This window comes from Nocardia sp. NPDC019219 (genome assembly GCF_040632645.1).
Classification (GTDB): Bacteria; Actinomycetota; Actinomycetes; order Mycobacteriales; family Mycobacteriaceae; genus Nocardia; species Nocardia sputorum.
Genome location: NZ_JBEYCG010000020.1, coordinates 74,169 through 86,314, shown reverse-complemented (window position 1 = coordinate 86,314; position 12,146 = coordinate 74,169). Strand labels below are relative to the sequence as shown.

Here is a 12,146-nt window from a genome sequence, read left to right as displayed (position 1 = left end):
ACCGGAGGCGCTGCCGGTCAACGCGATTCGCAAAGTCGCGCAAAGTCATGGCGAGGGTGTCGGTGTGGCTTCTACCGTCGATTCGGCAACTCCGGCCGCCGAGCCTCAGTCGATTCCTGGGTTGCCTTCTCCCCGAGGGAAAGGGCTGCGATATGATGAGACGACCCAGGACTGCCGCCGATTTCGCGGTGCTGGGTGTGCTGGCGCCAGGAGGATTGCTCACCGTCGAGCAACTGGCTCAGCAGGCGCGACTGACCTCATGGACGGTGCGCAGCGCATTGCTGCGCCTGCAGTCGCGCGGTCTGATCATGGATTGTCAGCATCGCGGCCGCTGGTCCATCACCCCGCGGGGCCGGGGCGAATGGGCCGCGAAGGGACGGCGATTCACTTTGTGAGCCGATTCGTGCGGCTTCGGTCGGGGCGCCGAGGTTGTCCGGATGGACTTGCCGGCGGAATGCCGACTCGGTGACATCGGTCGGCCATGCGGTTCGCGAACGTTCGATCGTCGCGGCGCTCCGTGGCCAACGTCAGGCCGAATCCACTTCCGGAACAAGCTGCGACGGTTCGCCGGGCCAGCTGATCGGTTTGCCACGCCTCGACGACGGACGCTTCCAAAGGTCCGTTGGGCAAGGCAGCGGTTCGTAGCCCGAATACCGGTGTGCCTGCCGAAGCACCTCCTCGACTTTGCAAACCTAAGGCTCCTAGGTTATAAACTAGTAGAACTAGGAATGGAGGCGCGCATGATGGCTCGAGCCGGGCTGACCGCGGAGCGAATCACCCGCGCCGCGGCAGATCTCGCCGACGACATCGGACTGGACAACGTCACCATGTCGGCGGTGGCCAAGAAGTTCGGCGTGCAGGACGCGAGCCTGTATTCCCACGTCAAGAATCTGCGCGACCTCCGCGCGCGCGTCGCCGTGCTGGCGGCCACGGAGAAGACCGAGCTGATCGCGGCCGCGGTGGCCGGTCGCGCCGGACGCCACGCACTCGCCGCTTACGCCCACGCTTGGCGGGACTACGCCCTGCGCTACCCCGGCCGGTACGCCGCGACGCAACTCCCGTTCGATCCGGAAGTCGCGCGCACCGCGACCGGCGCGCTGCGCGCCGTCGAACTGACCTACAGCATGCTGCGCGCCTACGGTTTGGCCGAACCCGACCAGACGGACGCCGTGCGATTGCTGCGCAGCACCTTTCACGGCTACAGCGTTCTCGAGGCGACCGGCGGATTCGGACACACGCGCTCCACGGCCGACTCCTGGGAACGCATCATCGATGCCCTGCACGTCACCCTCGAGCAGTGGCCGGCCGAGAACAAGGAGAAACAATGAGATCCGGCACTCTGCGCGTACCGGGAGCCACGCTGTACTACGAGGTGAGCGGCGCCGGGCCGGTGCTGCTGTTGCTACCGGGAAGCGGAGGCGACGCGGCGGTCTTCGACCCCATCCTCGAACCGCTCGCGCGACACTTCACCGTGGTCACCATCGACCCGCGCGGCTACTCCCGCAGCGTGCTCGACCCCGGCCCACCGGCCGATATCGAGGTCCACGTGCAGAGCGAGGACGCCCACCTCCTGCTGGAGCGCCTCACGCCTGCGGGTGAAGACGCCTACGTGTTCGGCGGCAGCGGCGGCGCGGTGGTCGCGCTCGATCTGCTCGCCCGCCATCCCCAGCGGTTACGGCTGGTGATCGCACACGAGCCACCGTCTTTCGGCGTGCTGCCCGACGCCGCCGAACACAAGGCGTTCGTCGACGAGGTGTACGAACTGTTCGTCACCGACGGTCTCGCCGCGGCGGGCGCCCGCTTCCTCGAAGGCATCGGCGGAGGCGTAAACATGCCCGACACCGCCCAGCTCTCGCCGCGCGCCGCGGCGATGATCGAACGTCTGCACGCCAACGCACCGCGCAACATGGAACACGAATTGCGCACGATCACCTCGCATCTGCCCGATGTGGCGGCCTTGAGGCCGGTCATCGATCGCCTCGTGCTGGGCGCGGGCCGGGAAAGCAAGGGCAAGCTCCCCTACCGTCCCGCGCAGACACTCGCCGCGCAGCTGAACATTCCGCTCACCGAGTTTCCCGGCGGCCACAGCGGATTCACCGACGCACCCGCCGAATTCGCCCAGGTGCTGCTCGAATTGCTGCTGGCCGCGCGCGTGGAGTGATCATCGTGACCGGTCAGGGCACGGCCCGGTCGACCATCGCTGAAGTGCCGACCGGGCCCGAGCTGTAGCTCCTCCCCGCCGACGCGATCGAGCACCGTTGCCGAGTGAGTCGCTGCCGGTAGGCCATCAGCTGCTGCCTGAGCTGGATTCCATTCCTGTCAACTAATCACCGACCGGATTTCACTTGGCGTAATCGACTGAACCAGCACTGGTCACTCGACTGAGTCCGAGTACTTCGTCCCCGGTGGGATGGTCCCCCGACGGCCTATCGCGGCAGGATCATCGACTTCAGATCCGGCAGATTGCCGATGCGCTGGGTCGCGGGACGTTCCGGCGCATCGGTCTGCGGCGAGCCGGTGTCCCGCAGCCGCGCACGCACCTCCGCGGGCGTCTTGCGTCCGGCCGCGGCCGCGCTCATTCCCTGGAAGCTCGTGACCGCGCCGACCACGATCGGCGACGCGCTCGACGTTCCGGCGAATACGTCGGTGTACCAGAGGTCCTCGTCGGGTCCGCCTTGCAGGTCGCCGTACCCGGTGGTGGTGACTTCCAGTCCCCAGCCTTGCACGTCGACCCGTTCCCCGTAATTGGAGAAGGAGAGGCGGGATCGGGCCGGGCCGTGGTCGCGGCCGTGGAAGCCGGGTGGGGGTGCACCGGCTCCGACGACGATCGCGCCGGAGTCGGCCGCGCCGCCGCGGAACGGATTGCGCCAAGTATCCGGGAACTCCGCCGGGCGGGTGTCGTAGATCGCGTCGTCGAGATCCTCGCCGCCGTTACCGCCCGCCTCCACCACGATGACGCCTTTGCCGACCGCGTAGCGGATCGCCGCGGCGTCGTCGGGCCACCATTCGATCGCGATGTAGCCCCGTTGATCCGGCCGGTTGGCGTAGGCGAATCGGGGGCCGGGACGGTGCAGTTCGAGCAGCATCACATCGCCGGTGTTCAGCGCATCCGCGGCGGAGCGGATCGCGGCGGCCGAACCGGATCCGAAGATCGACACCGCACGGATGTAGGCCTCGGGAACGATCCCGGTGATCCCGTAGGCATTCACGTCGCCGCTGATCACCCCGGCGACCGCGGTGCCGTGGTCGCGCCAGCCCTGCTGCGGTGAGGGACTGCCGCCGATCACCCCGCCTTGGTTGACCTGCAAGTCCTCGTGGGTGAACCGCCACGCGCCCTCGATATCCACCACGCGAACGCCGGTCCCGCGGCCCCCGGGTACCGTCCAGGCCCACCGGGCATCGATGCCCTGCGGGGCCGCGTCCAAGTACCCCTGCCGCACCGCGAAATCCGGCGTCACCGGCGGCGCCTCGGCAGCGGAGCGGCCGGTGATCGCTCGCGCGCCTTCCGGCGCGAGAGGCGGTTCGGCGGGCGGCTTCACATATGCCGCCGCCACCTCGTCGGCGGCTCGCAGGCGCGCGGCCAGCTCGTCGAGTTCGCCGGTGACACCGCGGACGAAGAAGTAGTTGAGGTATGCCCCGCCCGTCTCCAGGTGCGGGGTGCCGGTGAGTCTGCGCTCCAAACGGTTGGCCGGTCCGAAGATCCGCACGAGTTCACCACCGGGCGGGAGCAGTTCCGCCAGACGTGATTGCGCGCCGCGACTGTCGTTCAGAGCGATCGGCGTGATTGCGGTGTCGACGCCGTGGGTGATCACGATCAGCTCCGCGGGTGACCGGAGCGCGAAGTGCTGGGATGCCATAACGCCCAGTCAACCTGGACAGGACACGGCTCGCCACCGGATGTGTTCTCGTGCTCAGCCATCCAGGCGCAAGCTCGGCACCACGCCCGGCATCGTGACCACGTCACGCCGGGAACCCGTGGCGAACAGAGCTTCCATCGTCCCGATCGCGACCAGGCACGGCCCGGCCACCCAGCCGAGCGCGTCCGGCGACTCGAACAGCACCGCGCTCACCAGCACGCCGAACGCCAGCGTGACCAGTCCGAACAGCTCGTGCCATCCGCGCCGGGTCAGGTCGTCGACCCAGACCGCGACCGTGGCGTGGCAGATCCCGCGGATCGCCCAGGCCAATCCGATCCAGAACGACAGCAGCGGAGTGGAATTCCCGCCCGCGAAGCACAACGCCGCCAGCAGAGCCGACACTATGCCACTGACCAGCACGAGCACTCGTAACGGCGTGGCGAAGCGGGCACCGACCGCCACGACCGATTGCAGGACGCTGTTGAGCAGTAAATAGCAGCCGGACAGCAGTTCCGCTGCCGGCAGCGACTTGTGCGGCCACACCGCTAGAGCCACACCCATGATCATCGAGCAGGCACCGGCCACCAGTACCGTCTGCCGGACCGCGCCGGCCAGTGGTTCCGTACGCCCTCGAACTTCGGTTTCGGGCATAGCTACATGATATGACCGGAGTTACGGTTAGCGGCTCGTTTGCCTCACCACGGCACCGTCATCCACGCGCGGGTGTCCGGTAGGTCTGCCGGACATCCTCGAATTACGCAGCCAGCTCGATGAATACGCCGGTGACGGTAGTGCCGTCATGTAGTAGCCAAGGGGCGATGACATGACCGGCGACGGCCGGTTCCGCTACCTGCAGAAGACGATGGACTCGCACGGTCCGCTCGCCCACCGGGATATCGGTGCACACCGATTCGTCTCGGGCGACACCGAATCCTTGTGCGAGCGAGAGCGTGTCGGCACTGCGGACGGTGACCGAGGAATCCGGCGCGTTGCTTTCGTTCTGGGCCTGCGGTCGCGCCTTTCCGGTGAGCAAGGCGACGATCTGGGCCACCGCCACCGGGTCACGGGTGGCGTCGTACACCCACCGGGTGCCGAGCACACCGTGTTCGGAAGTGCCCACGAGCGCGTCGGCGGCCTGCGGTAGGGGCGAGCCCCGGTAAGTCAGCGGAACGTGATAGGTGCACGGCCGCGCTCCGGAGTGATCTGTGACCGCCAGGAATTCGATCCCGACTTCCCCCTCCGGGTCGTCGAGCCGGAATCCACCGGCTTTCTGGAGATCCGCCTGGTTCGCCCCGCGATACCAGGCACGACTGGGCAACCACGAGGCAAGCAGTTCCATCTTGGTGGGGACCATGGTGGTCCGGTGAACGACGGACATGCCGGATCATCCATTCTCTTGGTCACACTGCTGTACCGAGAATGCGGTCGGCACCGCATCGGGCCGATCACGCGTCACCGCGCCGTTCCGGTTCGGTAGCGGGCGGCTTGCGGCGAGTTTCGGCGAGGAGTTCGTCCAGTTGGGCTTCGGCGCGTTCGGCGCGCGCGAGGGTCTGGGCGCGGGCTTCGTCCAGCGCTTCCAGACGTTGCGCGGCTTCCACACGCACCTTCTCGACGGCGGCTGCGGCCTCGGCGCGGACGGAGGCGAGTTCGGCCGCCGTGGCGCGACGGGTGTCGGCGAGCTCGCTGCGGGTGGCGTCGAGTTCAGCGCGTACTCGCCGCCATTCGGCTCGTGCCTCGTCGGCGGCTTCGGCACGTTCGGCGGCGGTGCGTTCGGCTCGCTCGGCCGCTCGTTCGGCGTCGGCTGCGCGCTGGGCGGCGAGATCGCGTTCGGAGTGGGCGGCCGCGATCTGTGCCGCCGCTTCCCGCCGGGCCTGCGCGATGTCGGCCTCGGCGCGGCGTTCGGCTCGCTGAACCTTTTCCGCGGCTTGCTGTTCGAGGCGTTCGGCCTGCTCGGCGGACTCACGGCGCACGGTGCGTATCTCGGCTTCCGCTGCGCTGCGGGCCGCGAACACCTCGTCTGCTGCCTGCTTGGTGACTCGTTCGACTTCGCGCAGCGCGTCGTCGCGCGCCGCATCGGCCTCCGCGATCCGTGCTTCGGCCTGCTCGGCAGCGCTCGCCGCGTCGTCGGCGGCGGACTCGGCGAGTTCCCTGGCCTCGTGCGCCTCCCGCCGGGCCTGCTCGGCCGCCACGGCCGCGCCCTCCGCCTCGGCGATCCGCCGTGCGGCGTCGACCTGTACTGCTTGCACCTGGGCTTCGGCGATCGCCGGGTCGGCGAGCGTGGACAACTCTGCGACGGCGGCGCTGAGCGTGGTGTTCAACTGCTCGGCGAGCCCGCGGAATTGGGTGAGCAGTTCATCGGCGCGCAACCGCGCGACAGTCACCGGCCCCGGTTGCGTCACAGTGACGGGAGCAGCTGCCGCCTCGGATTCCCGTTGCTGCCGTTGCCGTTCCCGCCACGCGCGCCATCGCGTGTGATCCGGCCGATCACAGTACTCGGAGGGACGGCCGGGCCCCGCTGCACTCGTGATGGGACGGGAGCAGCCCGGATAGTTGCACACCTTCGACACGGCCAGATCGTAGCGTCTGTCTCACCGCCCGAGCCCGAGCTCGGCCGCTCGGTGAATCGCGGTCGGCAGCGGAAATGTCCAGCTGCCAGGATGCTGCCCTGCGCGGCAGGCGCGGTGAGCAGGTGCTTTCACTACGACCGCAGAACGCGCTCGAGCGCACTCCGGCCTGCACGTCCTCGCGTGGGTTGCCCACCGGGCAGGCCACACTCCCATGCCCGGCCGATCTCGATGTGGCCGGCACCCATAGAAGGCGCGCATCCGCGGGCTCGCCGGATCAGGGCGTCATCGCAGCGCCGTATCCCTCGGCCGACGTCATTCGTCTGCCGAAGCCTCAGCGGTGACCCACGTCACTGGTTGATGCTGTCAGGAATTCGGGGGCTGTCTCGTTCAGGGAGCACGCGAACCCAGACAGGAGCGAACCATGAAGCACCGCATCGTCGTCCTCGGGGCCGGATACGCCGGAGCCTTCTCCGCCGGATACCTGGCGCGCCGACTTCACCCCGAGGACTTCGAGATCACCGTCGTCAACGCCGAACCCGATTTCGTCGAGCGACTGCGCCTGCATCAGCTCGCCGCCGGCCAGGATCTCCGCCACCGGCCGCTGGCGGAGATATTCGCGGGCACCGGTATCCGGCTACGAGTCGCGCGGGTAACCACCATCGACGCCGAGCACCGGACCGTCACCGTCGCCGATGGCAACGGCATCGACCGGCTCGAATACGACACCCTCCTCTACACGCTCGGCAGCACCGCCGCCGACCACGGCGTTCCCGGCGTCGATGGCCATGCCTTCCACATGGCTGCGCGACCGGCCGCGCTGCGCCTGCGCGCACGCCTGGACGAGCTGGGCGCGGACGGGAAGGTGCTGGTGGTCGGCGGCAACCTGACCGCGATCGAGGCCGCCACCGAGATCGCCGAATCCCGTCCAGGACTTCGGGTCGGCCTCGCCACCAGCGGCGAACTGGGCGGCTGGCTGGGCACGAAGGCCCGTCGTCACCTGCTGCGTTCCTTCGACCGGTTCGGTATCACCGTCCACGAGCACACCAGCATCGTGCGCGTCGAACAGGCGGCGGCGGTCGCCGCCGACGGCACCGCTTTCGCCTCCGACGCGACCGTGTGGGCCGCAGGCTTCGCCGTCCACCCGATCGCCGCCGCCAGCGGCCTCGCGGTGGAACCCAACGGCCAGATCACCGTCGACCGGCACATGCGGTCGGTCTCGCACCCGGATATCTATGTCGCCGGTGACAGCGTCTTCGTCATCGGTGACAACGGTCGGCCGTTGCCGATGTCCTGCGCTTCCGCGGGACCCACGAGCAAGCAGGCGACGGCCGCGATCATCGGGGACCGGACCGGGCGCGATATCCCGACGTTCGCGATGTCGTATGTCGGCAACCACATCAGCCTCGGCCGCAAAGACGCGATCTACCAGCCGGTCGACGGTGCCGCGCGATCGAAGTCGTGGGCCCTTCGTGGCCGGACGGCCGCGCGCGTCAAGTCGGCGATCCTCGACACCGCCGCCTGGGCCCTGAGTCACCCGACCTTCGGAATGCCGAGTCGCCGGTACCGCTCGGCCCCCGCCCGAGAGCACTCGCACGACGTGGTCGCCGCATAGAGTCGTGCTCATGGACACGGCCACCGTGGCGCGTTTCGAGGCCAGCCGGAATCGGCTGGCCTCGCTCGCCTACCGCCTGCTCGGCTCGGCCGCCGACGCCGAGGACACGGTGCAGGACGCGTTCCTGCGGTGGCAGGCGGCCGACCAGGAGCACGTCGAGGTGCCCGAGGCCTGGCTGACCAAGATCGTCACCAACCTGGCGCTCGACCGGCTCCGTTCGGCGAAGGTTCGGCGCGAACGCGCGGTCGGCGCCTGGATGCCCGAACCGCTCCTGGACGGTGACCCGATGCTGGGCCCGGCCGACACCGTCGAGCAGCGCGAATCGGTGACCTTGGCGGTGCTGACGCTCATGGAGCGTCTGTCGCCGGTCGAACGGGCCGTCTACGTGCTGCGCGAGGCTTTCGCGTACAGCCACGCCGAGATAGCCGACATTCTCGGCATCACCGAGTCCGCAAGCCAGCAACACGCCCACCGAGCCAAGCGTCGAATATCCGCCGCCCGCAACGGCGCCGACATCGACCACGCCGCCGCGCGCCGAATCGTCGAAGCCTTTGTCGATGCCGCTTCCTCGGGCCGGACCGAACGGCTGGTGGCGCTTTTGACCGACGACGCGACCGGCATTTCCGACGGCGCCGGGCTGGGGACGGCCGAGAAACTGATCCGGTACTCGACGCCGGAGCGGATCGCCGGCGCGGTGCGGGCCGGTTTCAAACCGTCGCCGGCCAAGCGCAGACTCGCCGGTGGCTCGCCCTCGATCCATGCCGCCGTGGTCAACGGCTGCCCGGCCATGCTCGCCACACTCGGCGACCGGGTCGTGGGCGTCACGATCCTGGAGATCCGTGACGACAAGATCGCACGCGTGCGCGGCATCGCCGCCCCGGACCGACTCCGTCGCCTCACCACGCAATGGCAGCGGCAGGAGCACGATGTCCCGCTGATCGAATCGTGGTAATCGACCGTCCGGCACTCGATCTCACGTTCGTCCATTGCACCCGTCGAACACCGCCGCTCGGCCGTGGTCGACGTTGTGGACTTCACCGAGCGTGGATACGGCATGTCCTGTCTCAGTGAATCTGGCCAATGCTAATCCCAGTGACCTGGGATTTGGCCAGATTAATTGAGATCCCAGACTCTCATTGGTCTCAAAATACCTGGCCATCGTGGAAACTCGCCGAGGGTGGATTGTGGGCGGCGAGGTCTTCAGACACTGGTGCAGTGTGTCGTTGCGCTTGGGCAGGTAGCGGCGGTCTCGTCGTGTGCGCCAACCGGCTTCGGCGTAGAACTGCTTGCGGGTGTCCGGATCGGCCGCGACGCGACACCAGTGGGGAGAGACGAGCAGAGCGGTGAGTGCGACGGCGTCGGGGTAGGTTGCGGCCAGGAAGACCGGGTCATCGCCGAAGATTCGGGTGTTGCCGGGGCTGAAGATGCCGAGTGCGGCGTCGACAGATTCCGGCAGATTCCGGACGTATTGCCAGCTCTCGCGTGCGATCAGGAATGCGCGCTCAGTGGTTCGGGCTCCGTAGCGGAGTGCGAGTCGCCGGTGGCGTGTTTGGGCGGTGACGATGGCCGGGACCGGGCTGATATCGAGAAGTGTGCCTCGATGGGTGGGTTCGCGGATCCAGAGCCGATGTCTGGGGCAGATGTGAACGTAGTCGGGGAAGAACCGGGTGACGGGGCCGCCGCGGTGGCGGCGGGTGCAGGCTGGGCAGGCATCTCTCCGGGTCAGGCTGAACCGCTCCGGGTCGAGGATTCGGTGGTCGAGTTCGGGCAACGCCCGAATCAGTTCGGCCGGTGAGCGCCCTGCAAGGACGGCCAATCTCTTCAGGGCCGGTGGTCGCAGATCTCCCGCGCCAGTTGTCGGGCTCAGTCCGAGGTGGAGCTTCAGTTCGCCGAGGGCGATGTGAATACATCTCGTTCGGCGAGACCGCGCGACCGGAGTCAGGGCTGAGCAGGCCCTCATGCGGGCGGCGCTGCCAGTGCAGCACCCATTCGTCGAACAACTCCTGCAACTGCGCCAGCGACCAGACCGCTTCGGCCTCGACCGCCGCGCCGCGCCGGGTGACATCGCGACCGACGTAGCCGGAAACATAGGATCGAAATCCAGCGCCATCGCCTCGTCCCGCTCGAGCCACGACTCGAACTCCACATGCGCATCGACGGTCGCCGACCAGTACAAGCCCGGATTGTTGCGCTGCCCCTGAAACGAGGGGATCGACCGGATCGGTGCCACCCGCTCGAACGCCACCGCCGTGGCGTCCGACAGGAAGCGACGGACCTCTCCAGCCTCTGGATCGACGAAGCCAACTTCGAACCCGCGAACTGGCTCCGCCGCTATCCCGCTGGGTACCAGGCGCAGACCAGGTCCCTGGCTGGTCACCTATCACCTGCCGCTCCGCATCGTTGTCCGACGCTTTGAGGTAGGTCCAGGGAGTCGAACCGGTGTGTATGCCAGATAAGGCGTGAGCGTTCCTCGGGGTAGGGCTGGGTAGTCGGCTCGGCGCTGTAGACACGAGTGGATCGTCTTCCCGGATCGTAGGACGCCCAGCCAGGGTTTCCGGTGGTCGCGAAACGCACCCAGTCGCTGCGGATTTGGTAGGAGACCTCCAGGACCTCATCCGCGGCGTTCGGGTGGGCCAAGGGGTGGCCACGCACCTCGTCGGCGCTGAGCGTGCCGAACACAAGCAGCATGTCGAGGCTGTGCGAGGCACCCTGATCCTGGCGGAAGCTCCAGCACAGTTCATAGAGCCACACAGGTCCATGCCCGGCGTATTGGGCATCGGCGAGATGCAGGCTCGGCATCCGAAGCAGCCAGTCGGAGTTGACCAGCTCATACAGCTGTCCGGGGGCGGCCTCCGGGTAGGCGGCGCGGTATCCGCCGCTGCTGTCCGAGACGGGCGCGAGACGTTCGAGTGCGGCGGTTGCCTGCTCATCGGTCATCTCTCTGCCGCGCCAGGCGTTGAACAGCGAGTACTCGTCACGGGTGTGTCCAATGAGCAGATCGATACCCCGCGCGGCACCGTTGGCGAGCGCATGCCACGGCGCAGCAGGCAGTACGACGCCATCGACAACCGGTGAGAACGGCGTAGGCGTCAGCGCCGTGGGTCCCCATGATTCGACGAATTCGGGCATCTTCCGAATCACCGCGTCGGTCGCCTCGATCAGCGCACGCGGCGGGATACCGGCGAGCTCATCGACGGTGGCGCGCACACCGAGTTCCGCAGCGATCGTCGCGGAGATCGCGCCGGCGAGCCGTGGGGAGAAGTACGTGCCCGGCAGGCTCTGCGATATCGCACGACGAAACAGCCCCGCTGCCATGGGCATAGCGAGCAGCGCCGCGATAGAACCAGCTCCTGCGGACTGGCCGAACACAGTGACGTTGTCGGGATCGCCGCCGAATGCGGCGATATTGTCCCGCACCCACCGCAGGGCCGCGATCTGGTCGAGAATGCCGCGGTTGTCCGGGGCTCCGGCGATGTGGGCGAAACCTTCCACGCCCACTCGATAGTTCATGCTGACCATCACCACACCGCACGCGGCGAGAGTCGCACCGTCCTGGTGCGGGTTGCTGGCGGTGCCCTCGAGGTACCGGCCCCCGTGAATCCACACCATCACCGGCAGCCGGGTGGTACCAAGCTCGTGTGACCAGACGTTGAGCGTCAAACAGTCCGCGGAACCATCACCAGTACAGCCGGAAACCGATGACATCACCGAACCGTGATGGCTTGCTTGGGGAACCGCCGGACCGAACTCCAGCGCGCCGCGGACACCATCCCACTGCTGCACCGGAACCGGCTCCCCGAACCGAAGCGAGCCGAAAGGCGGCTCGGCGTAAGGGATGCCCCGGAAGACCGCGACTGCGTTCTCCCACCTGCCGCGCACAACCCCCGCAGTCGTTCGGATCTCTGGATCGAAACTCCCCCAACCTTCAGCGCGCAGACCAGAACCCCCACTAGGCACACCCACCACCCCGTCCATGTCGTTTGCCGACGCCAGATCGCGGGTGATGATGCCACATTGGCCAGGAATCCACATTGGCCAGGAATATTGAGACGTTGGCCAGATACACATCCGTGTTGGCCAGATTGACTGAGACTTGGCCAGTTTCATTGA

General features: G+C 67.7%; 11 protein-coding genes. 5 read left to right on the top strand and 6 right to left on the bottom strand.

Annotation, left to right across the window (positions count from 1 at the left end; genetic code table 11):
* The first annotated feature begins 152 nt into the window (after positions 1-152).
* From ABZ552_RS29530 to ABZ552_RS29520, 3 genes are all read left to right on the top strand, one after another.
* Positions 153-395 carry a GntR family transcriptional regulator gene (locus ABZ552_RS29530; RefSeq protein WP_281918223.1) on the top strand — a complete coding sequence of 81 codons (243 nt, stop codon included), beginning with the start codon at positions 153-155 and terminating at the stop codon, positions 393-395.
* Positions 396-740: 345 nt separating this feature from the next.
* Positions 741-1,328 (top strand): TetR/AcrR family transcriptional regulator, encoded by a 588-nt coding sequence (locus ABZ552_RS29525; protein WP_350356385.1) that lies wholly within the window; start codon positions 741-743, stop codon positions 1,326-1,328.
* Complete coding sequence (locus ABZ552_RS29520; protein ID WP_281879799.1) at positions 1,325-2,161, top strand: alpha/beta hydrolase; 837 nt, start codon at positions 1,325-1,327, stop codon at positions 2,159-2,161. The genes ABZ552_RS29525 and ABZ552_RS29520 overlap by 4 nt, the downstream gene beginning before the upstream one ends.
* A gap of 265 nt (positions 2,162-2,426) precedes the next feature.
* Here ABZ552_RS29520 and ABZ552_RS29515 read toward each other — a convergent pair whose 3' ends face one another.
* From ABZ552_RS29515 to ABZ552_RS29500, 4 genes are all read right to left on the bottom strand, one after another.
* Positions 2,427-3,857 carry a S8 family serine peptidase gene (locus ABZ552_RS29515; protein WP_281879797.1) on the bottom strand — a complete coding sequence of 477 codons (1,431 nt, stop codon included), beginning with the start codon at positions 3,855-3,857 and terminating at the stop codon, positions 2,427-2,429.
* A 54-nt stretch (positions 3,858-3,911) separates the two neighbouring features.
* Entirely contained in the window at positions 3,912-4,508 is a 597-nt protein-coding gene (locus tag ABZ552_RS29510) for a DUF308 domain-containing protein (protein WP_281879795.1), read from the bottom strand.
* A gap of 103 nt (positions 4,509-4,611) precedes the next feature.
* Positions 4,612-5,235 carry a 1,4-alpha-glucan branching protein gene (locus ABZ552_RS29505; protein ID WP_281918222.1) on the bottom strand — a complete coding sequence of 208 codons (624 nt, stop codon included), beginning with the start codon at positions 5,233-5,235 and terminating at the stop codon, positions 4,612-4,614.
* A 67-nt stretch (positions 5,236-5,302) separates the two neighbouring features.
* Entirely contained in the window at positions 5,303-6,238 is a 936-nt protein-coding gene (locus tag ABZ552_RS29500) for a hypothetical protein (RefSeq protein WP_281918221.1), read from the bottom strand.
* A 607-nt stretch (positions 6,239-6,845) separates the two neighbouring features.
* Here ABZ552_RS29500 and ABZ552_RS29495 point away from each other — a divergent pair.
* Positions 6,846-8,036 carry an FAD-dependent oxidoreductase gene (locus tag ABZ552_RS29495; RefSeq protein ID WP_357441240.1) on the top strand — a complete coding sequence of 397 codons (1,191 nt, stop codon included), beginning with the start codon at positions 6,846-6,848 and terminating at the stop codon, positions 8,034-8,036.
* Positions 8,037-8,046: 10 nt separating this feature from the next.
* The gene (locus ABZ552_RS29490; RefSeq protein ID WP_281879791.1) at positions 8,047-8,988 is read left to right on the top strand and encodes a sigma-70 family RNA polymerase sigma factor; all 942 of its coding nucleotides are present in this window, start codon (positions 8,047-8,049) and stop codon (positions 8,986-8,988) included.
* 21 nt (positions 8,989-9,009) lie between these two features.
* Here ABZ552_RS29490 and ABZ552_RS29485 read toward each other — a convergent pair whose 3' ends face one another.
* Both ABZ552_RS29485 and ABZ552_RS29480 read right to left on the bottom strand, forming a co-directional pair.
* Positions 9,010-10,413, bottom strand: coding sequence for a hypothetical protein (locus ABZ552_RS29485; RefSeq protein WP_357441237.1), 1,404 nt, complete (start codon positions 10,411-10,413; stop codon positions 9,010-9,012).
* On the bottom strand, positions 10,410-11,993 hold the full coding sequence (locus ABZ552_RS29480; RefSeq protein WP_357441346.1) for a carboxylesterase family protein: 1,584 nt from the start codon (positions 11,991-11,993) through the stop codon (positions 10,410-10,412). Before ABZ552_RS29480 ends, ABZ552_RS29485 begins: the two co-directional genes overlap by 4 nt.
* Between the last annotated feature and the right edge of the window lie 153 nt (positions 11,994-12,146).

Excerpts from the sequence above, each read along its gene's own strand:
- ABZ552_RS29490 (WP_281879791.1), top strand. The coding sequence starts at position 8,047 with ATGGACACGGCCACCGTGGCGCGTTTCGAGGCCAGCCGGAATCGGCTG.
- ABZ552_RS29495 (WP_357441240.1), top strand. The coding sequence starts at position 6,846 with ATGAAGCACCGCATCGTCGTCCTCGGGGCCGGATACGCCGGAGCCTTC.
- ABZ552_RS29520 (WP_281879799.1), top strand. The coding sequence starts at position 1,325 with ATGAGATCCGGCACTCTGCGCGTACCGGGAGCCACGCTGTACTACGAG.
- ABZ552_RS29505 (WP_281918222.1), bottom strand. The coding sequence starts at position 5,235 with ATGTCCGTCGTTCACCGGACCACCATGGTCCCCACCAAGATGGAACTG.
- ABZ552_RS29515 (WP_281879797.1), bottom strand. The coding sequence starts at position 3,857 with ATGGCATCCCAGCACTTCGCGCTCCGGTCACCCGCGGAGCTGATCGTG.
- ABZ552_RS29530 (WP_281918223.1), top strand. The coding sequence starts at position 153 with ATGATGAGACGACCCAGGACTGCCGCCGATTTCGCGGTGCTGGGTGTG.
- ABZ552_RS29510 (WP_281879795.1), bottom strand. The coding sequence starts at position 4,508 with ATGCCCGAAACCGAAGTTCGAGGGCGTACGGAACCACTGGCCGGCGCG.
- ABZ552_RS29525 (WP_350356385.1), top strand. The coding sequence starts at position 741 with ATGATGGCTCGAGCCGGGCTGACCGCGGAGCGAATCACCCGCGCCGCG.